This is a genomic window from Streptosporangium sp. NPDC050148, from assembly GCF_055586505.1.
The window spans coordinates 23,682-46,308 of record NZ_JBVJIA010000041.1; the positions used below are offsets into that span (position 1 = coordinate 23,682).

Here is a 22,627-nt window from a genome sequence, read left to right on the forward strand (position 1 = left end):
ACCGTTATGGCTGCGCCGGGGTGATGTCGGTGTGTGGAAAATCCTCGCCCTTGAAGAGCAGGGGCTGGCCAAGGTCCTTGGCGAGAGCGTAGGCGAAGCAGTCACCCATGTTGAGTCTGGCCTTGGAATCGTTGCCCTTGCCGTACGTCTGGTAAGCACGGCGCGCGATTCTTGCCTGATGGGCGGTTACTGGTTCGATGATGAGGCCCATCTCGTTGACAAGCACGTCGAAGGCATCGCGCATGGCTTCCCCGCGGTTGTCCGCCACGATGGCCGCTTCGACGTAGTTCACAGCCGAGATACGACACACGGTGGCGGCGATGGCGTTGGCAAAGCCGATGGCCTCGGGCTCACCGTTGATGACGGCGATGATGGCGCTGGAATCGATGATCATGCAGGCAGGCCGGTGTCCGGGTCATAGAGGTCATCCGTGGACAGTTTGTCCTGACCAAAGTGGGTTCGCATGCTGACAGCGACACTCAGAATACGTTCGGCTCTTTCGGCGGCTCCGGTGCGGCGTTCCAGCGCTTCCAGGCGGCGTTCGAGCACCTGAGCGGCGTGCTGGGTCTCCTCGGCCAACCGGATGACCCGGCGGGCGAGATCATGAATGGGCTCGTGCTCGAGGTCCACGCTCATCGTCACCCAACCTCCTTCGGTCGCGTCACCCGGGCTGTAGCTTCAGCGTAGCTTGTGACCAAGCTTTACCCGTGCCGATGGACGGCTTCCGTCCAGTCGCGCGCCTCTCTTCGCACGGCCCGTTGCATGATAAGCGTTGTCCTCGCGCCTACCTGGCCTTTCTCACCCTGGTGATAGCTATGACCTGCCACAAGCGGCATACGGTCTGGCTACGACAACGGCTTATCCGATCATCCAGGTCGAAAATTACCCCCGGAGGACAGGGTGGCGCGGACGGTGCGGAGCATCCGGACCAGCTCGGCGGCGTCCGCGTCCGACAGCCCCATGGCCTGCGGGGCGTTGAAGGCCATGGGGCCGGGCAGGGCGCGGTCGCGACACGTCCGGCCGGTTCCCCGCGAGGGGTCAGGCGGCGTGCCGGGCGGCGAGGGCCCTTCCGGCCTCGACCGCCGCCTCCTCGGCGGCCTTTCGCATGATCGCCGCCAGCTCGGTGAACTCGTCGAGGGCCGGGTTCACGCCGACGAGCGTGAACTCGCGCTCGACCACCGTGAGGTCGGCACCCCAGATGTCGACGAGGATCCGGCGCAGGTAGTCGATGTTGTGGTCCCAGCCCTCGCGCGGGGTGCCGGGGCCGTAGGCGCCACCGCGGGTGACGACCAGGACGGTCGGCGTGCCGTCGAGCAGGCGGGTGCCGTGCGGCGCTCCGGCGAGCGTGAGGTCGATCCACGTCTTCGCGTGCTGCGAGACGCCGAAGTTGTAGAGCGGCAGTGCGAGCACGGCGCTCGTCGCCCGCCGCAATTCGCCGGCGAGCCCCTCGGCCGTGGCGAGCGCCTCGCGCTGCGCGGCGGTGCGGTCCGCCTCCGGAACGAAATTCCCGGAGATCGCGGTCTCCCAGGCGTGCGCGGGCAGCGGGTCCCGGCCGAGGTGACGCCGTACCACCGGCACTCCGGGGCGGGCGGCGGCGAACTCGTCGAGGATGCGGTCGGCGAGTGCGCTGCTGGCGGAGCGGTCGCCCTGGATGGAGGCGTCGACGCGGAGCACGGACATGGGATTCCCCTGACGTACGGAGGTGACTTGAATGTTCAAGCTCGACAGTACGCCGGATGACTTGAACATTCAAGTCGGCAGACAGGGTCGGTAGGGTGAGGGGGTGAGCGCCGACGCCCCTCGCGAGACCACCATCGATCACGACCCGCCGTGGCTGTCGCCCGACCAGCAACGCGACTGGCGGGCGCTGGTCGCCCTGTTCATGACCCTTCCGCCCGCGCTGGACGCGCAGCTCAAGCGCGATGCCGGGGTGAACGCCTTCGAGTACCAGGTGCTCGCGGCCCTCTCCGAGAGGCCCGACCGCACGCTGGGGCTCAGCGACCTGGCCGCGTCGTCACAGGGGTCGCTCTCGCGGCTCTCCCACGCGATCACCCGTCTTGAGCGGTCCGGCTGGGTCGAGCGGCACAGCGAGCCCGGCTGCGCCGGCCGGCGCATGCAGGCGCGGCTCACCGACGCGGGCTTCGCCAAGGTCGAGGAGATCGCCCCCGGTCACGTCCGCGAGGCGCGTCGTCTCGTCATCGACGTGCTGACGCCCGAGCAGCTCGCCGCACTCGGTGACGCCGCCCGTGCGATCACCGCCGTCCTGATGGCGGGGGCCTCCGAGGCGTGCCGGGAGGCCGGCGGCCACTGACCCGGAAGGAGAGCCTCCTAGACCGGATCGGGTACGGGCACCGGGTGAGAGCCGTTCCGCAGCGATTCCGCCCCGGCCACACCGACGAGTGAGGCCGCGACGGCGGGCCGGACCGGGATCAACGGCGGTGCCCCTCGTTCCACGGTGGCCCGGAAGGCCTGAAGCAGCAGTACGGTTCCCTCCGCGGCGCGCTCCACGGTCTCTCCGCGCAGGACGAGCGGAGGCGGCACCCGTACCTCGTCGCGGGTCGTCCCCTCGGGGCCGGCCCACGCCTCTGTCCTGAAGCGGACCGACCACGCCTGTTCACCCGGCCCACGGACGGATTCGGCCAGCGCGTGGGTGCCCCGCACGGAGAGCCAGCTCCAGTGGCTGTCCGGCTCGCCCTGGAGGAATCCGTGGCGGGTGACGGCGAGCGCGCCGGTGGACAGTCGCACGGTCATGACGACCGCGGCCCGCGGATCGGCCTCGTCGACCGAGAATGCCGTGACCTCCACGGGCCACGCGTCCGTGACCGCCAACACGGGCGAGACGGTGTGGGTGCAGTAGGCGGTGGCGGCGATACGTCCTCGCCAGTGAAGGGGGTCACCGATCAGCGCGGCGACCGCCTCCGGCGACATGCCGTGCAGATAGTCGGCCTCGATGAGGCTCACCCGTCCGACCTCGCCCGTGTCGACCGCCTCCCGGATCAGACGAACATGCGGGTGGAAGACGTAGTTCTCGGCGAACGAGTAGGTCGCGGAGGAACTCTCCACCGCCGCGATGAGCCGGCGCCCCTCCTCGTAGGAGGTGCATGCCGCCGCTTCCGAGAGGACGTGCACCCCCTGGCGAGGAACGAGAGTGCCAGGGGCGCGTGGGCGTCGAAGTCATTGGCGAGCACCACTCCGTCGAGCCCCTGCGTCAGCAGGTCCCGCCACCGCTCGGTGAGGGCCGCCTCCGGCAGCCGCTCCTTCGCCGCGGCGAGCCGCTCGGGGTCGCGATCGCACAGCGACACCACGTCCATGCCCACCCGGCGACACCACGTCGCCAGGTGGAGCCCCATCTTGAGCCCCACCACTCCCACTCGCACGGTGAGATGATCGTCGACCTCCCTTCACGGTGCAACCGGCTTTCGCCCGCGAGCCGGCGCTCATCGTGACCTGCGGCGACGCTGCTCGTCCGGGTCGTGTGGCGCGATCCCTGCCGGCGGGCCCACCGGTTCGGTACGGCCTGACGGTCTGAACCGCGCCGGTTTCGTGGCGCTCCGACGTACCTCGGGTCCGGTGGAGCCGGCCCCCGACGGGACCGGCGCCTCCCGTCAGGTGATCTGGACGATGGGCAGGCGCAGGGCCCCCGGGGCCGCGGCCGGGACGACCGGGTTCCCGGGAACGACGGGCGCCAGGCGCACGTACGGGGAGCCGGGGGCCGGGCGGGTGTCCGGCTCGCCCCGGTTGGGCCACAGGGCCATCGCCCGCTCGGCCTGGGCGGTGATGGTGAGCGAGGGGTTGACGCCCGGGTTGGCCGAGACCGCGGAACCGTCCACGACGTGCAGACCCTCGTACCCGTGGACGCGGTGGTAGGGGTCGATCACCCCGGTCTCCGGCCCGGCGCCGATCGCGCAGCCGCCCAGGAAGTGCGCGGTGGCCGGGATGTCGAACAGGTCGAGCCAGGAGCCTCCGGGCATGCCGCCGATCTCCTCGGCCGCGTGCCGGACGAACTCGTGGCCCGCGGGCAGCCAGGTGGGGTTGGGCTCGCCGTGACCCCGCCCCGAGCGCAGCCGCGGCCCGAACGGCCCCCTGCGCGCCGACAGGGTGATCGAGTTGTCCTTGGCCTGCATGACCAGGGCGATGATCGAGCGCTCGGACCAGCGGCGATGGTCGAACAGCCGCGCCACCCGGTGGGGCCGGCGTACGGCCTCGCCGAGGAACCTCAGCCAGCGCGGGGCGCCGCCGCCGTCGATGAGCAGGGAGCGGAGCATGCCCATCGCGTTGGAGCCGTCGCCGTAGCGGACCGGTTCGATGTGCGTGTGGGCGTCGGGGTGGATGGAGGAGGTGATCGCCACCCCGCGGTTGAGCTTCTCCCCCTTCACCGACAGGCGCTCGAACCCGAGCAGCGCCTCGGAGTTGGTCCGGGTGAGGGTGCCCAGCCGGTCGGAGATCCGGGGCAGGACGCCGTCCGCCCTGAGCCGGTGCAGCAGCCGCTGGGTGCCGTACGTCCCGGCCGCGAAGATCACCTGTTCGGCGGTGAGCACGCGCCGGCGCCAGGGCGTGCCGGTCCTGCGCACCTCGACGCGGTAGCCGCCGCCGTCCAGCGGGGCGACCGAGGTGACCGTGGCCTCGGCGAAGACCCTGGCACCGGCCCGCTCGGCCAGGTGCAGGTAGTTCTTGACCAGCGTGTTCTTGGCCCCGTGGCGGCAGCCCGTCATGCACTCGCCGCACTCGGTGCAGCCGCTGCGGCGCGGCCCGGCCCCGCCGAAGTAGGGATCGTCGACCTCGACGCCCGGGGTGCCGAAGAAGACGCCGACCGGGGCCATGTGGAAGGTGTCGCCCACGCCCATCCGCTCGGCGACCGTGCGCATCACCTCGTCCGCGCGGGTGACGGTCGGGTTGAGCACCACGCCCAGCATCCGTTTCGCCTGGTCGTAGTACGGGGCCAGCTCGGCCTTCCAGTCGGTGATGCCCGCCCACTGGGCGTCCCGGAAAAAGGCCTCGTGCGGCTCGTAGAGGGTGTTGGCGTAGACCAGGGAGCCGCCGCCGACCCCGGCGCCCGCCAGGACCATGACGCCGGTGCCCTTCTCCCCGCGGAGCACGTGGATGCGCTGAATGCCCTTCAGGCCCAGCGCGGGCGCCCACAGGAAGTCCCGGACCCGCCAGGAGGTCCTGGGCAGCGTGCTCTCGTCGAAGCGGCGCCCGGCCTCCAGCACGGCGACGCGGTAGCCCTTCTCGGTCAGCCGCAGTGCCGAGACGCTGCCGCCGAATCCCGATCCGATCACCAATACGTCATGGTCGAACACGGAGCCTCACTTCACCCGGAGCGCCTTGAGGACCTTGAAGACGCTCACGAGGGTGTCGGCGTACCGCTCGTAGGTCATGCCGAGGATCGGCTCGAAACCCAGCCAGGGGGCCTGGCTGGAGACGGTCTGCGACTCGGTGTACTTCAGCAGGCCCTCGGCCCCGTGACGGCGGCCCAGCCCCGAGGACTTCATGCCGCCCATGGGGGCGTCGTAGGAGGCGTAGGCCGAGCCGTACCCCTCGTTGACGTTGACGGTCCCCGCGTCGATCCGGGCGGCCAGGGCGCGCCCGCGCGCCACGTCGCGGGTCCAGACCGAGGCGTTGAGCCCGTAGGCGGTGTCGTTGGCCCGCTCCACCGCCTCGTCGTCGTCGCCGAAGCGGTACAGCGCCACGACGGGCCCGAAGGTCTCGGCGTGGCAGAGCTCCATGCTCTCGTCCACGCCGGTCAGCACGGTGGGCTCGTAGAAGAACGGGCCCAGGTCCGGGCGGGCCCGGCCTCCGGCCAGCACGCGGGCGCCCTTGGCCACGGCGTCGTCGACCTGCGCGGTGACCGCCTCCAGCTGCCGCCGGGAGGAGAGCGAGCCCATCTGCAGGTTCCAGTCGAACCCGGCGCCGAGCCTCATGTTGCCGACCTGGCGGACGAACCTGTCGGCGAACGCGTCGTGGACGGAGTCGTGGACGTAGAGTCGCTCCACCGACAGGCAGAGCTGCCCCGCGTTGGTGAAGCAGGCGCGCAGCGCGCCCTGGGCCGCGAGGTCGAGGTCGGCGTCGTCGAGCACCAGCATCGGGTTCTTGCCGCCGAGCTCCAGCGAGCAGCCGATCAGGTTCCTGCCCGCCTGCTCGGCGATCCGGCGCCCGGCCCGGGTGGAGCCGGTGAACGCCACGTAGTCGGCGCCCTCGATCAGCACGTCGCCCACCTCGGCGGGCTCGCCCAGGACGACCTGCCAGATCTCCCGGGGCATGCCCAGCGAGACCAGCAGGTCGATCGTCCAGAGCGTGGAGAGCGCGGTCCGGGTGTCGGGCTTGTGCACCACGGTGTTGCCGGCCAGCAGCGCCGGGACGACGTCGGTGACGCCCAGCGAGAGCGGGTAGTTCCACGGCGAGACCACCGCCACCGTCCCCTTGGGCCGGTGGTTCTCCACCGTCCTGGTGGCCAGCGGCATGAAGGGGACGCGCCGGTCGGGCTCCAGCAGGCCGGGGGCGCGCCGCGCGTAGTACAGGGTGCAGCCCGCGACGTCGAGGACCTCCTCGAAGGCGTGCCTGCGCGCCTTGCCGGTCTCCCACTGCAGGATGTCCAGGACCTCGGTGCGACGGTCGAGGATGGCGCCGTGCAGGCGCAGGAAGGGCTCGGCGCGCTCCCGCGCGGGCAGCGCCGCCCACGCCCGCCGCGCCTCGTGCGCGGCCCGGTAGGCGTCGCGGACGTCGTCGGCGGTGGAGACGGGCATCTCGGCGAGGACCTCACCGGTGAACGGCGCGACGATCTCCTGCGTCTTGCCGGTGGAGGCCACGTGTCCTACGACGCGTTCGATCATGCGGGGGGACAGGGCCCGCGTCACTTCGGGGGGAACGGCCATGTTCGCAGGGTAATCGGGATGGACCCGCCATGGCTACCAACCGGTAGCAAGCCGTTGAACCGCCCGCCCCCGCGATCCGTCATAGGGGCATGAGGACATCGACGCGTACGGCCGGCACCGTCGGCGCGGTCACCCTGGCCGCCGCCCTGCTCGCCGGCGCGTGCACGCAGACGGGGACCGGCGGCGCGCCGGGCACGCGAACGGCCACGCAGGGCGCCGTCAAGCTGCCCCCGGTCACGCTGGTCGCCTACGACGGCTGCGACGACATGCTGGCCGGGCTGCGCGCGTCCACGGCCGGGAACGTCGGCCCCTGGGGTCTCGGCGGGCCCTCGATCCTGTACGCTACGGCGCGGGACTCGGCCGCCTCCGCCAAGAGCGGGGGCGAGGCGCCCGAGCACTCCACCACGAACGTGCACGAGGCCGGGGTGGACGAGCCGGACCTGGTCAAGACCGACGGCAAGCGCGTGATCACCGTGAACCGCGGCGTGCTGCGGGTGGCGGACACCGCGACCAGGAAGGTCACCGGCACCCTCAGGCTGGTGAACCCCGAGATGTGGGCCCCGGCCGACCTGCTCGTCAGCGGTGACCGGGCACTGGTGCTGTTCTCCGGCGGCGGGATCGTCCCGTTCGGCGCGACGTCCAAGCGCGCGGCGATCGGCGGGCCGCACTACGCCCTCGTGGACCTGTCCGGGAAGCCGAAGGTGATCGGCTCGCTCACCCCCGAGGGCTCCCACGTGGACGCCCGGATGGTCGGCTCGACCGTGCGGATCGTGGTCCGCAGCCAGCCGCGGATCGAGTTCCCCGACCACGGCGACGTGTCGGAGAACGAGCGGACCCGGCGGAACGCGGAGATCGTCGCCAAGGCGCCGATCGAGGCGTGGCTGCCCCGGTACGAGCTGGCGCCCACCGGCGGGACGGCCTCGAAGCGCACCGTCGGATGCGAGCGGATCAGCCACCCCGCGAAGTACACCGGCACGTCGATGCTGAGCGTGCACACCCTCGACCTGGCGGGAACGCTCACCGACACCGTCCCGATCGGCGTGGTCGCCGACGGGGACACCGTCTACGGGACGGGCTCCAGCCTGTACGTGACCAGCAACCCGGGCTGGTGGTCGCCCCGGCCGATCGACTCGGTGATCGTCGACGACGCCCCGGCGACCCCGGCCGCCACCCCCACGGCGTCCCCGGCGTCCCCGGCTCCCCCGGCGGTCTCGACGCCCACACCCGGCAGGACCGCGCCGGACGCCCCGGCGGCCCCGGGTGCCGTCCCCGGCCTCGACCCGCAGCCGACCCTGCTGCCGGAACCGGTCCCGGACGCGTCCACCGCCCCCCCCGAACCCGCCCCGAGCGCGCCGGTCACCTCGCCGGTCCCGGCCGAGACGCCGGGCACGGCCACCCCGGTCGTCTCCCCGGCCGTCTCCTCGCCCGCCACCGGCACGCCGTCCGCGGAGCCGGTGGAGCCGACGCGGCCGGTGGAGCCTCCCGAGGAGACCGAGATCCACCGGTTCGACGTCACCGCGCCCGGCGCGCCGCGCTACGTCGCCTCGGGCAGGGTCCCGGGCAGGCTGCTCAACCAGTACTCCCTGTCGGAACACGAGGGGCACCTGCGGGTCGCCACCACCCTGACCCTGCCCGCACCGACCGTCTCCCCGTCCACCACCCCGTCCGCGGGCCCGTCCGTCACCCCGTCCACCACCCCGTCCGTGAGCCCGTCCACCGCTCCCGCCCCCGACCCGGCCGTCGACCCCGCCGTCGAGCCGCCGGGCGTGCCGGACACCTCCAGCTCCGTCCACGTGCTCAAGGCCGACACCCTGGTCAAGACCGGCGAGGTCGGCGGGCTCGGACGGGGCGAGCGGATCTACTCGGTACGCTTCATCGGCCCGCTCGGCTACGTGGTGACGTTCCGCCAGGTGGACCCGCTCTACACGCTCGACCTGCGCGACCCGGCCGCGCCGAGGGCGACCGGCGAGCTGAAGATCACCGGCTACTCGGCGTACCTGCACCCGGCCGGTGAGGGACGGCTGATCGGCGTCGGCCAGGAGGCGAGCGAGCAGGGACGCACGCTCGGCACCCAGGTCTCCCTGTTCGACGTCGGCGACCCGGCCGCCCCGCGCCGCCTGTCGCAGATGTTCCAGAAGGACTCCGGCTCCGAGGCCGAGTGGGACCCGCACGCCTTCCTGTACTGGCCGAAGACGGGCACCGCGGTCATCCCCTTGAGCTCCTGGGCCGGGAGCGAGCCGACCACCGGGGCCGCCGTGGTCCTCGACATCGGCGAGACCGAGATCACCAAGGTCGGCACGATCCAGCACTCCGCGCGCAAGCGGGCGGGCAACACCCGTCTCGCCGCCTACGACCCGGGAATCCGCCGCTCGGTCGTCATCGGCGACGAGCTGTGGACGGTCTCCGACCTCGGCCTCAAGGTCAACACCCTCGACGGCCTGGCCGAACGGGCCTGGATCCCGTTCTCCTGACAGGCGTTCGTCACCTCGGGACCGTGCCCCGGCCCACCCGCCGGGGGACGGTTTCCCCGTCCCCATAGGGCCCCTATTACACCTACATATCCCTCTTTACAATATCTTGTCATGTCACTTGAATAGGTGTTACCTCTTGCGCAACACACGCGAGTCGCGTGTGGCATGGCCAACGACGGCCATCTCTGCGCAGGAGGATCGGTGCCGACCAACCCCCGGTTACGCCTCACCGTCATAGCGGCCGCGACAGCGGCGCTCGTACTTCCCCTTCCGGGAGTCGCCCAGGGCGAACCCGGAGGGCAGCCCCCCAGGGCTCTCGACTTCCAGGCCGAACACGGCGCCAAGCCCGACCTGGACAACCGGCGCGGCAGCGTCGCGCCCCCGTCGTCGTCCGCCCGATCACTGGCGAGCGCCGCGACGGTCCGTTGGAACGCTCTCGGCACCCCCGCCGTCGTCACCTCCTCCGCCCCCCTCGCCGAGGGACTGGGCGCCGACCCCGAGCAGGCCGCGCGCGCCTACCTCAAGGCGAACGAGAACCTGTTCGGCCTCTCCGCCGAGGCCGTGGACGCCCTTGAGAAGATCGCCGCCAACCCCATCGGGGACGGGCACGCCGTACTGCTCAGGCAGAAGTTCGGCGACCTGCCCGCGGGCGTGGACGGGCAGGTCGTGGTCGGCGTGAAGGGCGGCAAGGTCCTGCACGTCACCTCCACCCTCTCCCGCTCCACCCAGGCGCCCCCGGCCGCCCGGATCACCGAGCAGCAGGCGCTGGAGGCCGCGGCCAGGGACGGCGGGATCGACCTGGCCACGGCCACGGTCAAGAAGGTCACCGCCGTGGCGGTGCCCGCGCCGGACGGGACGCACAACGCGTTCCAGGTCGTCCTGATCGGTGGCGGCAAGGGCGACCCGGCCGCGTACACCACGCACGTGGACGCGGTCAGCGGTCAGATCCTCACCCGCGAGAACCTGGTCGACCACCACTCCGCGCCGGAGGACCCGCGCTGGAAGGCGTTCCCGGCCAACCCCCCGGCCGACTACTCCTCCACCGACACCCGCGCGACGTGGTGCTCCATCGCGGGCCCCGGCTGCGACGTCATCGGCGCCGACCCGGCCACCGGCAAGCCGTGGGACTTCGACCACGTCGCCGGCGCCCCCACGTTCACCAGCATCGGCAACGCCGCCAAGACCGTGGAGAACCGCGCCAGCGCCGACCCGTACACGGTGGGCACCCGCAGCAACGTGAACACGCCCAGCCGCGAGTACGCCTACCCGTGGACCAACAAGTGGTACACGGCCAAGTGCGACCCGGCGTCGCTGGACCAGCCCGGTGAGGCCGACCTGGAGGCCGCCATCACCAACCTGCACGTCATGCACAACCGCATGCACGACTGGTCCTACCGGCTCGGCTTCACCGAGACCGCGTGGAACATGCAGCAGGAGAACGGCGAGCGCGGCGGCCTGGACGGCGACCCCGAGCAGGGCAACGCCCAGGCGGGCGCCCGGGATCTCAGCGTGCGCGACAACGCCAACCAGATCACCGGTCCCGACGGGGTCGCCCCCATCACCAACATGTACCTCTGGCAGCCGGTCGCGGGCGCGTTCTACCCGCCCTGCGTGGACGGCGACTACGACATGTCGGTCATCGGCCACGAGTACACCCACGCGATCTCCGGCCGCATGGTCGGCGGCCCGAACGCCGGATGGAGCGGCGCCCAGGCCGGGGCCATGAACGAGAGCACCTCGGACCTGTTCGCGATGGAGTACCTGGCCGAGTACGGCTTCCGCCCCGCGGGTGACACCCCGTACGTCACCGGCGGCTACGTCACCGGCGACAAGAAGGCCGGAATCCGCAACTACGACATGTCCGCCTCGCCGCTGAACTACAGCGACATCGCCTACGACCTCGTCGGGCAGCAGGTGCACGCCGACGGCGAGATCTGGTCGGCCACCCAGTTCGACGTGCGCAAGGCGTTCGTGCAGAAGTACGGCCAGGGCACCCCGGCCAGGCAGAAGGCGTGCGCCGACGGCGCGACCCCGCTCGACCAGTGCCCGGGCAACCGGCGCTGGGCCCAGCTCTCCTTCGACGCGCTGCTGCTGATGGCCTCCGGCGCGGTCAGCTACGTCGACCACCGCGACGCGCTGCTCGCGGCCGACGCCATCCGCTTCGGCGGGGCCAACCAGGGCATCATGTGGCGGGCCTTCGCCGAGCACGGGCTCGGCGAGGACGCGGCGAGCGCCGGGACGAACGACCCCGACCCGACGCCGAGCTTCGTCAACCCGTCCGGCAAGAACGGCGAGCTCCAGCTCAAGCCGCTGCTGGAGTCCAAGGGCGCCGCGCTCCGGCTGTACGTGGGCCACTACGAGGGCCGTGTGGTGCCGGTGGCCGACACCGACCCCGCGACCGAGCTCGGCGACACCGTGAAGATGACCCCGGGCCTGTACGACTTCGTGGTCACGGGCAAGGGCTACGGGCACACCCGGCTGAAGTTCGCGGTGCTGCCCGGCGTGAAGCTGCCGCTGCCGGTGTCGGTGCCGAAGAACGTCGCCTCGGCGGCGCTCGGCGCCACCGCGGCCGGTGACGGCGTCAACCAGGCCCTGCTGATCGACGAGACCGAGGCGACGAACTGGGCCTCGCTCACCGCGCCGGTCAAGGGCAAGGCCGTCACCGTGGACCTGGCCGGGACCGACCCGGTGAAGGTCCGCCGGGTGCAGGTCAGCGCCATGCTCCGGCCCAACACCGGCGACACCGCCGACCCCGGCGCCCAGAACCGCTTCACGGCCCTGCGCGCCTTCGAGGTCCTGGCCTGTGACGCCACCAAGAAGGACTGCTCCTCGCCGGAGTCCTTCTCGGTCGTCTACACCAGCCCGGACGACGCCTTCCAGACCCGCCGGCCGCGCCCCCGCGGCGCCGACCTGATCATGAAGTCCTTCAAGATCCCGACCACCACGGCGACCCACCTGACCCTGCGGGCCGTCTCCACCCAGTGCACCGGCAACCCGCTCTACGCCGGTGAGCAGGACGCCGACCCCAACTCCTTCACCGACTGCGCCACCGCCAACCCCGCCAGGGACCAGCTGCGCGCGGCCGAGTTCCAGGCGTTCACCCGCTAGGGACTCGTTCCTTCACGACACCGGGCTCCCCGGGTACGGCAAGGCTCCGTACCCGGGGTGTCCCGGTGCCCGGGAAAGACGAGTGCCCGCGAAAGACGAGTGCGGCCCCCGCCTTCCGGCGGGGGCCGCACTCGTCTGCGAAGGACCGGACAGGACGCGCTCCGTCGCCGGCCGCGTCAGACCGGGTGCGTCTCCGGGGCCGCCACCGGCACGATCTCCGGGGCGCCCAGGCGGATGGCGTCGGCCTCCTGGTCGGTGTCCTGCTCCTGGGAGAGGCGCTCGGACTCCACGCGCTTGGTGTAGTACTCCACCTCGCGCTTGATCTGCTCGGCGTCCCAGCCCAGCGGCCCGGCGAGCAGCTGCGCGGCCTCCTCGACCACGGCCACCCCCCGGTGGAAGGTCTCGATCGAGATGTGCGTGCGCCGGGTCAGCACGTCGTTCACGTGCCGGGCGCCCTCGTGGGTGGCCGCGTAGACCACCTCCGCCCGCAGGTAGTCGTCCGCGCCGGTGAGCGGCTTGCCCAGCGAGGGGTCCTGCTCGACCAGGGCCAGGACCTCGTCGATCATCGACCCGTACCGCTGGAGCAGGTGCTCGATCCTGGCCACGTGCAGCCCGGAGGAGTGGGCCAGCCGGTGGCGGGAGTTCCACAGCGCCTGGTAGCCCTCGGCCCCGGCGAGCGGGATGCGGTCGGTGCAGGAGGGCGGGACCCGGTAGTCCAGGCCGTGCGCCACCGCGTCGACCGCGTCCTTCGCCATGACGCGGTACGTCGTGTACTTCCCTCCGGCGACCATGACCAGCCCCGGCACCGGGTGCGCCACCACGTGCTCGCGGGAGAGCTTGGAGGTCTCCTCCGACTCCCCCGACAGCAGCGGGCGCAGCCCGGCGTAGACGCCCTCGACGTCCTCGCGGGTCAGCGGGACCTCCAGCACCTCGTTGACGTGGTCGAGGACGTAGTCGATGTCGGAGCGCGACGCCGCCGGATGAGCCCGGTCCAGCTCCCACGCGGTGTCGGTGGTGCCGATGATCCAGTGACGGCCCCAGGGGATGACGAACAGCACCGACTTCTCGGTCCGCAGGATGATCCCGGTGAGCGAGTGGATCCGGTCGCGCGGCACCACCAGGTGGATGCCCTTGGAGGCGCGTACGTGGATCTGCCCCCGCCCGCCGACCATCTCCTGGAGATCGTCGGTCCACACCCCGGTGGCGTTGACCACCTGGCGGGCCCGGATCTCCATCTCGCCGCCGTTCTCCAGGTCGCGGACCCGGACCCCGGTGACCCGCTCCCCCTCGCGCAGGAAGCCCACCACCTGCGTCCTGGAGGCCACGCTGGCGCCGTACATGGCGGCCGTGCGCAGCGTGGTCATCACGTGCCGGGCGTCGTCGATCTGGGCGTCCCAGTACTGCACGGCGCCGGTGAAGGCGCTCTTGCGCAGCGAGGGCGCCAGCCGCAGCGCCCGCCTGCGCGACAGGTGCCGGTGGCCGGGCATCCCCCGGCCGGACCCGAAGGAGAAGCCCATGGTGTCGTACAGGACCAGGCCGGCGCCGACGTAGGGCCGCTCCCAGCCGCGGTGCTTGAGCGGGAACAGGAACGGCACAGGCCGGACCAGGTGCGGGGCGATCCGCTGCAGCAGCAGCGAGCGTTCCTGGAGCGCCTCCCTGACCAGGTCGAAGTTGAGCTGTTCCAGGTAGCGCAGGCCCCCGTGGATCAGCTTGGACGATCTGGACGAGGTGCCGGAGGCGAAGTCGCGCGCCTCCACCAGCCCCACGGACAGCCCCCGGGTCGCCGCGTCCAGCGCGACCCCGGCTCCGACGACCCCGCCTCCGATCACCACCACGTCGAGTTCCGCGGCGCTCATCTGCGCCAGTGCGGCGGATCGCTCGGCAGGCCCGAGCCGTCCCGTGCCCATTCGCGCCGTCATGTGCAACCCCCTGGGGTGCGTCTTGTCGCCTTACGTGAGGTATCTACCCATCTACCCTAGGCACCATTACCGGCCGGTAGGAAACGGCGGGCGAGATTCCCGTCACAACCCCGGTGAACAGCGCGAACCCGTCGCCGAGGCCCCTTCTCCCAGGGGTCCCGCCGAGATCATGTGAACCTCCGGCCACCCCGGTCGCTACCCACCCGACATGAACAGGGGTGCCGAGAAGATGCCGCCGCACCGGCCCGCGCCACCGCGCCGTCGTCCCCCGCCCTCCCGGTCGAACCGACCCTGGAGGACGGCTACCTCGCCCTCATGGAAGACGTCCGCCGAGCCTCTCCGGGAAGGGAGAAGCCGTGGATCACGTGACCGGTCCGAGCCGGGTCACCGGGGGAAGGGACCGGCCACGGTCAGCGGAGCCGGTCGCGCAGGCGTGCGCACTCCCGGGCGAAGCGGCTGCCGCGGCCGCTCGCCGCGTGGGCCGACACGGCCGGGATCTCGCCACGGGCACCGGCCCAGGCGGCGACGTCGGCGGCGAACGCCACCGCCTCGGAGTGGATCACGGTCGGGCGCTCTCCCGGGCCGGGCAGCAGGACCGGCAGCATGCTCGCCAGGATCGTCCACACCTGCTCGTGTCCTCCCCGGCGGGCGGCATCGGTGAGGAAGGCCAGCACCGGACGGGTCGCGAACCGGGCGCGGCGGATCAGGAACGCGAGCTGGCGGCCGATCGCCTCGGCGGGCAGATCTCCACGGGCCGCCATCCGCAGCAGCAGCGGCACCGCCTCCGTATGCCCTTCGGCCAGGAAATAGGCCAGAAGGAGCGCCGTCGCGTCCCCCGGCGGGCCGTCCGTCTCGGACAGGGCCGCCAGATGCGGGGGGTGCACTCCCGGACGGTCCCACTGGTAGAACAGGTGGGGCAGGTAGTTGACGGAGACGATCTCCCGGTGCGACGGCAGGACCGCCGGCCACCAGTCCATGGCGTGACCGTGATCCTCCCCGCACCACTTCGACGGCTCGCGCAGCAGCTCGTCGATGAGGTCGTGCCCGGCCGGCTTCGCGTGCAGCACCGGCACCAGCCGGATCTGGCCGACCTGCCGCATCTCGTGCTCCTCGAAGAGGTGCTCGCGGCCGTCCTCGACGTACCCCCACCGCACACCCGCCTCCGGGTCGGGCAGCCCGCCTCCGGCCAGCCAGGCGGCGAGCGACGCCCCGGCCCGCGAGCCCACCCGCGCGGCTCGCTCGGCGACGTCGGGGTGAGCACCTCTCGGCAGCCGCAGCAGCGCCTGCCGCAGGTCCGCGACCGGCGGCTCGACCCCCGCGGCCGCGCACGCCTCCAGCCGGTCCACCAGCGTGCCGGGATCGAGGTGCCCGGTCATCACCGTGGGGGTCGCCAGCAGGACGGGGGGCAGCGTCCCCTCCCTCAGCGCCACGTAGAGCTCGCTGAGCCGGTGCAGCAGGAACAGGTGCGGTGGCGACACCGATCCGGGTTCCGGCAGCCGTCGCCGCCGGCGGAACTCCACCGCGGGGTCGGGTGTCTCGGGCTCGCCGAACAGCCCGCGTGGGCCCATGTAGCCGATCATCACGCGGAACGCCGGTTCTCCGGGGTCGGCCGGGGGCATGGGCAGCCCGTCGCGCATCGCCGTCACCCGCTCGGCGGAGACCCCGATCTCCTCGATCCCGCGGAAGATCTCCTCCCGTACGTGCTCGGGGAGCTCGCCGAACGCCCGCCCGGGCTCGCCGTCCTCCTCGTCCTTCGACTCCTCCCACTCGTCGTCCTGCTCCCCGGCCGGTACGGCCGTGACGCTCACCGAGAAACTCGCTCCCTCCCAGGGATCGACGGGTTCGGGATCGGGCACGCCGGGATCGGCTCCGGGCGTGATCACTTCCCTGGCGAGGGCGACGGCCCAGGAGTACGGGTCGACCCAGCGCTCCGTCGAGTACAGGTTGGGAAAGGGGCGGTCGAAGGCGGGGAGCAGCTTCTCACTCAGGACCGAGCGGTCACTCCATGCCTGCTCGACGAAGCCGGCGAGCCACCGCTCGTACGTCACCCAGCCGTGCGAATTCCACCCGCCCATCTCCAGGGTCGGGGGCGGGAACCGGCCGGGTTCCGCGACGGCGGGCAGCGGCACGGGGGTGAACGGCTCCAGCGCCTCCTCCGGGGCGATCTCGCCGCCGAACGCCGCGGCCACCCGCGCGCCGAGCGCCGCGGGCAGCAGGGGGACGGCGTCGGCGATCAGCGCCGAGGCCGTACCGAAGGCGGCGGCGTGCTTGACGGCGAGCTGGGCCGCGCGTCCCTGAACCTCGTAGGAGGTGTGCGCGAACGCCGTGGCGAGCGCGGGCGCCATCTCTCCGGCGCGTGCGGGTGCCCGCCTGACCTCCTCGTCCAGCCAGCTCAGACCCGCACGGGCCAGCTTGGCCTCGGCGCGGAAGGTCAGCGCGCCGATCGCCTCGGCGACGTCGTCGCCGTCGTGGGGGCCGGTACGGCGTACCTGGGCGAGCGCCGGCTCGGCGACCGTGCCGGGGGCGGTGGGGAGCAGCCGCAGGTAGTCGCGTGCCCGCGCGGCGGCCTCCTGCGGCGTGGGGTCGATCATCTCGTGCAGCCGCACGAAGAAACGCAGGTCGGCGGCGTCGCCCCCGCGCAGGAAGCGGCCCACGCAGCCGTCGAGCAGGTCGTCACGCGACACCCGTCCGGCCGCGAGGAGCCTCCGGAGCAGGGAGAGCCACCGGGTGGGCACGGGCGTCAGCCGTTCCTCCCGCAGGGCGCGGCCCGCTCCCTCCGCCTCGAAGATCCTCGGAAGCAGCGGGCCGATCAGCGGGTCGTCGTCCACCGTCCCGGCGGAGAGCCAGGCGACCACGAGGGGGTCGTGCTCGGGCGGCTCGCCACCGCAGGCCCGAAGCAGCGCCAGTGCCAGGGGGGCGATGCGGTCGTTCGTCCCGCGGATCCTCCGGGAGAGCCGTCTCGCCACGTCGGCCTGCCAGTCGAGGGGACGGGTGGCCATCGCGCGGATCACGTCGGCCGGATCCGGCTGCGGCGCCCACCGGGGGGTGAACTCGCGGCGGGTCAGCCAGGCGGTCACGGCGGCGGGACCCGAGATCGTGCCCGCCCCCACGACGCGCAGCGGCGTCCCGAAACCGGCGAGCACGTCGCCCGTCGTCTCGCGGAGGGTCGCCAGGATCTCCTCCCGTTCCCAGGCGGTCAGATCCCCCTCGTCGAGGACGCCGTAGTCGGCCGGCGAGCTCTCCTGCACCATCCCCGCGGCGGTGTCGCGCAGTTCCTTGAGGAACTCCGGCAGCCGCCCCGCCACCTCGGCACGCTCGGCATCGGTCAACGCGGCCACGCGGTCGGCCAGCGCCTCGGTCCGGCGTTCGGTGACGAGGTCGCGCACCTCCTGCCAGGCGCTCACGGGGTCGCCTCCACGGCGGTACGGGCGGGTGCCGCCTGCGTCACCGTCCCGCTGAGGAATCCGGGCGTGAGAGCGGGACCACCAAGCGCGCCAAGGTCACCAAGGTCACCGGGAGCGCCGCCGGACATCGACGATCCCGGACGTCCGTCCACCAGGCTGGAAGGCGCGGCGTACATGTACGCCTGCGTCGCACGTGTCATGGGCCGGAGACTAGAGATCGTCTCCGACAAAAGACCCGCGCGGGCCGTCCACATCGGCCACCGGCCGTTCCCCGGCGAGGGACTCCTGGCGGTTACTCCCACCGCCGCGATCACGCGGGCGCTCCCCGGCGCGGAGCCCCGGCCCGGGAACGCGTCCGCACGCGGACCCGGAAGGATGGGGCCCATGAGCATCACACTCGCCGACGCCCGCGTCGTGACCCCCGACGGTGTCCACGAGGGCTGGCTGACCATCGAGGACGGCCGCATCACCCACGTGGGGCAGGGCGCCGCCCCCGGGCCGGGGCTGGACCTGGCCGGCCGGTACGTCGTGCCGGGCTTCGTCGACATCCACAACCACGGCGGGGCGGGCGGCTCCTTCCCCTCCGGCGACCTCGCGCAGGCCAGGACGGCGGCGGACCTGCACTCCCGGCACGGCACCACCACGCTCGTCGCGAGCCTGGTCACCGCCTCCCTGGACGACCTGGCCTCGGCGGCCGCGGCGCTGGCCGAGCTGTGCGAGGACGGCCTGCTGGCCGGGATCCACTTCGAGGGCCCCTACATCGCCGCCGCCCGGTGCGGGGCCCACGACCCGGCCCTGCTGCGCGAACCCTCCCCGCGGGAGCTCGCCCGGCTGCTCAGGGCCGGGCGCGGCCACGTGCGGATGGTCACCCTCGCCGCGGAGCTGCCCGGCGCGCTGGACACCGTACGCGAGGCGGTGGCGGGCGGCGTGATCGCCGCCCTCGGCCACAGCGACGCGAGCTACGAGCAGACGATCGCGGGCATCGACGCGGGCGGCAGCGTGGCGACCCACCTGTACAACGCGATGCCGCCGCTGCACCACCGCGACCCCGGGCCCATCGCCGCCCTGCTCCAGGACGAGCGCGTCACGGTCGAGCTGATCAACGACGGTGTGCACCTGCACCCGGCCATGACCCGCCTGGCCTTCACGACGGCGGGTCCCGCGAGGACCGCGCTGATCACCGACGCGATGGCGGCGGCCGGGATGGGCGACGGCGTCTACGGGCTCGGCCCGATGAGCGTGAACGTGATCGACGGGGTGGCCCGGCTGGCCGAGGGCGGCGCCATCGCGGGCAGCACCCTGACCATGGACGTCGCGTTCCGGCACGCCGTGCGCGAGGTGGGCCTCTCGATGACCGAGGCGGCCGAGATCTCGTCCCTGACCCCGGCCAGGGTGCTCGGCCTCGACGACCGCCTGGGCTCGATCACGGTCGGCAGGCAGGCCGACCTGGTGGTGCTCTCCGACGACCTGGAGGTCTCCGGGGTGATGCGCCGGGGCTCCTGGATCACCGAACCGCGCTGACCCACCGGCCCGCCCGCCGGGTCACGGCCCGGCGGGCGGGACGACCCCGCCGGGACGGCCCCGCGGGCGGAACGGCCCCACCGGGACGACTCCGCGGGTGGAACCGCCCCGCGAGCGCGAGGCGGTTCTCAGGTGACGTGGGGGGCGACGACCACCTCGACGCGCTGGAACTCCTTGAGGTCGGAGTACCCGGCGGTCGCCATGGTGCGCCTGAGCGCGCCCATCAGGTTCATCGAGCCGTCGGCCACCGAGGAGGGGCCCTGGAGGATCTGCTCCAGCGTGCCGACCGTGCCGAACTCGACCCGCTTGCCCCGGGGCAGCTCCGGGTGCTGCGCCTCCGACCCCCAGTGGAAGCCGCGGCCGGGGGCCTCGGAGGCCCGCGCCAGCGGCGAGCCGACCATGACCGCGTCCGCTCCCACCGCGATCGCCTTGGCGATGTCACCGGAGGTGCCCATGCCGCCGTCGGCGATGACGTGGACGTACCGCCCGCCCGACTCGTCCATGTAGTCGCGGCGTGCCGCGGCCACGTCGGAGATCGCGGTGGCCATCGGCACCACCACGCCCAGTACCGTGCGGGTGGTGTGCGAGGCGCCGCCGCCGAAGCCGACGAGCACCCCGGCCGCGCCGGTCCGCATCAGGTGCAGCGCCGCGGTGTAGGTGGCGCATCCCCCGACGATCACGGGGACGTCGAGCTCGTAGATGAACTGCTTGAGGTTGAGCGGCTCGGCCCTGCCGGAGACGTGCTCGGCCGAGACCGTGGTGCCGCGGATCACGAAGATGTCCACGCCCGCGTCGATGACGGCCTTGTGGTACTGGACGGTCCGCTGCGGGGAGAGCCGGACGGCCGTGGCCACCCCGGCGGCGCGGATCTCCTCGATCCGGCGGCCGATCAGCTCCTCCTTGATCGGCGCGTTGTAGATCTCCTGCAGCCGCTTGGTGGCGGGCGCCCCCTTGAGCGCGGCCACCTCCTCCAGCAGCGGCATCGGATCGTCGTACCGGGTCCAGAGCCCTTCGAGGTCGAGCACGGCGAGACCGCCGAGCCTGCCGACCTCGATGGCGGTCCGCGGCGAGACCACGCTGTCCATCGGGCTCACCACGACGGGCAGCTCGAAGCGGTAGGCGTCGATCTGCCAGGCGATCGAGACCTCCTCGGGGTCGCGGGTCCGGCGCGAGGGGACGATGCCGATCTCGTCGAGCGCGTAGGCACGACGGCCGCTCTTGCCGCGGCCGATCTCCACCTGAGTCATATGCCTGTCTTTCCCGTTCATGCGGATGCGGCGCGCGTCGTGATCCTCACGCGCGCGCCGTGCCCGCCGCTCTAACGACCGTGGTAGTTGGGGGCCTCGACCGTCATCTGGATGTCGTGCGGGTGGCTCTCCTTCAGGCCCGCCGCGGTGATCGGCATCAGCTCGCACCGCTCGTGCATGTCGGCGACCGTGCGGCATCCGGCGTACCACATGCCCTGGCGGAGGCCGCCGACGAGCTGGTGGGCCACCGCGGCGACCGGGCCGCGGTAGGGGACCTGGCCCTCGATGCCCTCGGGGATGAACCTGTCCTCGGTGCCGACGTCGGCCTGGGCGTAGCGGTCCTTGCTGAAGGAGGTGCCGCCGCGCTCCCGGTTGCGGACCGCGCCGAGCGAGCCCATCCCCCGGTACGACTTGAACTGCTTGCCGTTGATGAAGATCAACTCGCCCGGGGACTCCTCGCAGCCGGCCAGGAGCGACCCGAGCATGACCGAGTCGGCCCCGGCCGCGATGGCCTTGACGATGTCGCCCGAGTACTGCAGGCCGCCGTCGCCGATCACCGGCACCCCGGCGGGCCCCGCGGCCAGCGACGCCTCGTGGATGGCCGTCACCTGCGGGGCGCCGACACCGGCGACCACCCGGGTGGTGCAGATGGAGCCGGGACCGACCCCGACCTTGACCGCGTCGGCTCCGGCGTCGATCAGCATCTGGGCGCCCGCGCGGGTGGCGATGTTGCCGCCGACCACGTCGATCCCGCCGTTCGCCTTGATCTTGGCGATCATGTCGGCGAGTCCCTTGGAGTGACCGTGCGCGACGTCCACCACGATCACGTCGACCCCGGCCTCGATAAGCGCGGCCGCCCGCTTGTCGGCGTCGCCGCCGACGCCGACGGCCGCCCCCACGACCAGCCTGCCGTCGGCGTCCTTGGTCGCCATCGGGTACTTCTCGCTCTTGGTGAAGTCCTTGACGGTGATGAGCCCGCGCAGCCGGCCCCCGGCGTCCACCAGCGGAAGCTTCTCGATCTTGTTCTGCCTGAGCAGGTCGAACGCGTCGTCGGTGGAGACCCCGACCGGCGCGGTGACCAGCGGCATCGGGGTCATGACCTCGCGCACCGGGCGGTTGTGGTCGGTCTCGAAGCGCATGTCACGGTTGGTGACGATGCCGACGAGCACGCCGGTCCCGTCGGTCACGGGCACGCCCGAGATCCGGTACGTGGCGCAGAGGCGCTCGACGTCGGCGAGCGTGTCGTCCGGGGAGCAGGTGACCGGGTTGGTGACCATCCCGGCCTCGGAGCGCTTGACGAGGTCGGCCTGCTGGGCCTGGTCCTCGATCGAGAGGTTGCGGTGCAGAATGCCGATGCCGCCCTGGCGTGCCATCGCCACCGCCATGCGGGCCTCGGTCACCGTGTCCATCGCCGCGGAGATCAGCGGGATCCTCAGGGTGATGCCCCTGGACAGGCGCGTGGTGGTCTCGGCCTCGCCCGGTTGCAGGTCCGAATAGGCGGGGACCAGGAGCACGTCGTCGTACGTGAGCCCCGGTTCGGTGAACTTGGCCATCAGCAACCCTCCTGCCACGGCGCTCTCATGACGGGGAAAGGCGCCGACCCCCGGGCTCACAGTTTAGAGTCTGGCACCGATCCGGGCCGACCCGGGGGAAAAGCCCGCGCGTGGCGGGGCCGGGCCACGGCCGGGCCACGGCCGGGGAGGGCGCTGCGCCGTAGGGGGTGTCGCCGAAGAGGGTGGTCGCCGAAGAGAGCCGGGGAAGGACGGGCCGTCCCGGGAAGGGCCGTCCGGGAAGGCGGGCCGTCAGGGGAGACAGGCCGTCCGGGAGAGGGAGAAGGTCGGGGGGCCGAGCGGTCGGTGACCCGCTCGGTCCCCCGGATCACCGGTACCGTCACGGAGCGCCTTGGCGCCACCGGACCCCCCTCCGCACCCGGATGGCGGCGTCATCCGTGTCGGTACCGACGCTGCGTCAAGAGTGCGTCACGATACGTTCTGCAGGCAATGTAGAAACGTGCAATTGCACGAAGTTGCACACGACGGCATGCCGGTAGAGGCAACGCCCGGACAGGGATGATTCACCGGGCTA

15 protein-coding genes are annotated in these 22,627 nt (G+C 72.4%); 4 read left to right on the plus strand and 11 right to left on the minus strand.

Features of this window, described 5'->3' with window-relative positions:
• Positions 1 to 4 precede the first annotated feature (4 nt).
• The 3 genes from ACZ6RT_RS32500 to ACZ6RT_RS32510 all read right to left on the minus strand — a co-directional run bounded on the left by ACZ6RT_RS32500 (position 5) and on the right by ACZ6RT_RS32510 (position 1,680).
• Positions 5 to 394, minus strand: coding sequence for a type II toxin-antitoxin system VapC family toxin (locus tag ACZ6RT_RS32500; RefSeq protein ID WP_470157669.1), 390 nt, complete (start codon positions 392 to 394; stop codon positions 5 to 7).
• Positions 391 to 642: a hypothetical protein gene (locus tag ACZ6RT_RS32505; RefSeq protein ID WP_399185794.1), complete on the minus strand. Its 252-nt coding sequence runs from the start codon at positions 640 to 642 to the stop codon at positions 391 to 393. The genes ACZ6RT_RS32500 and ACZ6RT_RS32505 overlap by 4 nt, the downstream gene beginning before the upstream one ends.
• A gap of 396 nt (positions 643 to 1,038) precedes the next feature.
• Positions 1,039 to 1,680, minus strand: coding sequence for an FMN-dependent NADH-azoreductase (locus tag ACZ6RT_RS32510; protein ID WP_470157670.1), 642 nt, complete (start codon positions 1,678 to 1,680; stop codon positions 1,039 to 1,041).
• A gap of 103 nt (positions 1,681 to 1,783) precedes the next feature.
• Here ACZ6RT_RS32510 and ACZ6RT_RS32515 point away from each other — a divergent pair, with 103 nt between their 5' ends.
• On the plus strand, positions 1,784 to 2,311 hold the full coding sequence (locus ACZ6RT_RS32515; RefSeq protein WP_470157672.1) for a MarR family winged helix-turn-helix transcriptional regulator: 528 nt from the start codon (positions 1,784 to 1,786) through the stop codon (positions 2,309 to 2,311).
• A gap of 17 nt (positions 2,312 to 2,328) precedes the next feature.
• Here the strand turns inward: ACZ6RT_RS32515 and ACZ6RT_RS32520 are convergent, their stop codons facing one another.
• The 3 genes from ACZ6RT_RS32520 to ACZ6RT_RS32530 form a co-directional block, all read right to left on the minus strand.
• Positions 2,329 to 3,063 (minus strand): Gfo/Idh/MocA family protein, encoded by a 735-nt coding sequence (locus tag ACZ6RT_RS32520; protein ID WP_470157673.1) that lies wholly within the window; start codon positions 3,061 to 3,063, stop codon positions 2,329 to 2,331.
• A gap of 542 nt (positions 3,064 to 3,605) precedes the next feature.
• On the minus strand, positions 3,606 to 5,300 hold the full coding sequence (locus ACZ6RT_RS32525) for a GMC oxidoreductase (RefSeq protein ID WP_470157675.1): 1,695 nt from the start codon (positions 5,298 to 5,300) through the stop codon (positions 3,606 to 3,608).
• A gap of 6 nt (positions 5,301 to 5,306) precedes the next feature.
• Complete coding sequence (locus tag ACZ6RT_RS32530; RefSeq protein ID WP_399185789.1) at positions 5,307 to 6,872, minus strand: succinic semialdehyde dehydrogenase; 1,566 nt, start codon at positions 6,870 to 6,872, stop codon at positions 5,307 to 5,309.
• A gap of 89 nt (positions 6,873 to 6,961) precedes the next feature.
• On the opposite strand from ACZ6RT_RS32530, the gene ACZ6RT_RS32535 reads away from it, so the two are divergent.
• Complete coding sequence (locus ACZ6RT_RS32535; RefSeq protein WP_470157676.1) at positions 6,962 to 9,343, plus strand: beta-propeller domain-containing protein; 2,382 nt, start codon at positions 6,962 to 6,964, stop codon at positions 9,341 to 9,343.
• Positions 9,344 to 9,544: 201 nt separating this feature from the next.
• Positions 9,545 to 12,451, plus strand: coding sequence for a M36 family metallopeptidase (locus ACZ6RT_RS32540; protein WP_399185787.1), 2,907 nt, complete (start codon positions 9,545 to 9,547; stop codon positions 12,449 to 12,451).
• 176 nt (positions 12,452 to 12,627) lie between these two features.
• Here the strand turns inward: ACZ6RT_RS32540 and glpD are convergent, their stop codons facing one another.
• The 3 genes from glpD to ACZ6RT_RS32555 all read right to left on the minus strand — a co-directional run bounded on the left by glpD (position 12,628) and on the right by ACZ6RT_RS32555 (position 17,974).
• Positions 12,628 to 14,370 (minus strand): glycerol-3-phosphate dehydrogenase, encoded by a 1,743-nt coding sequence (gene glpD, locus ACZ6RT_RS32545; protein ID WP_399185786.1) that lies wholly within the window; start codon positions 14,368 to 14,370, stop codon positions 12,628 to 12,630.
• Positions 14,371 to 14,780: 410 nt separating this feature from the next.
• The gene (locus ACZ6RT_RS32550) at positions 14,781 to 17,774 is read right to left on the minus strand and encodes a hypothetical protein (RefSeq protein ID WP_470157678.1); all 2,994 of its coding nucleotides are present in this window, start codon (positions 17,772 to 17,774) and stop codon (positions 14,781 to 14,783) included.
• The gene (locus tag ACZ6RT_RS32555; protein WP_470157680.1) at positions 17,771 to 17,974 is read right to left on the minus strand and encodes a hypothetical protein; all 204 of its coding nucleotides are present in this window, start codon (positions 17,972 to 17,974) and stop codon (positions 17,771 to 17,773) included. Before ACZ6RT_RS32555 ends, ACZ6RT_RS32550 begins: the two co-directional genes overlap by 4 nt.
• 184 nt (positions 17,975 to 18,158) lie before the next feature.
• On the opposite strand from ACZ6RT_RS32555, the gene nagA reads away from it, so the two are divergent.
• A complete protein-coding gene (gene nagA, locus ACZ6RT_RS32560) occupies positions 18,159 to 19,295 on the plus strand; it encodes an N-acetylglucosamine-6-phosphate deacetylase (protein WP_470157682.1) in 1,137 nt (378 codons plus the stop codon).
• Positions 19,296 to 19,423: 128 nt separating this feature from the next.
• Here nagA and ACZ6RT_RS32565 read toward each other — a convergent pair whose 3' ends face one another.
• Together ACZ6RT_RS32565 and guaB are read right to left on the minus strand one after the other, a co-directional pair.
• On the minus strand, positions 19,424 to 20,542 hold the full coding sequence (locus ACZ6RT_RS32565; protein WP_399185780.1) for a GuaB3 family IMP dehydrogenase-related protein: 1,119 nt from the start codon (positions 20,540 to 20,542) through the stop codon (positions 19,424 to 19,426).
• A gap of 71 nt (positions 20,543 to 20,613) precedes the next feature.
• Positions 20,614 to 22,095 carry an IMP dehydrogenase gene (guaB, locus tag ACZ6RT_RS32570; RefSeq protein WP_470157684.1) on the minus strand — a complete coding sequence of 494 codons (1,482 nt, stop codon included), beginning with the start codon at positions 22,093 to 22,095 and terminating at the stop codon, positions 20,614 to 20,616.
• Positions 22,096 to 22,627: the final 532 nt, after the last annotated feature.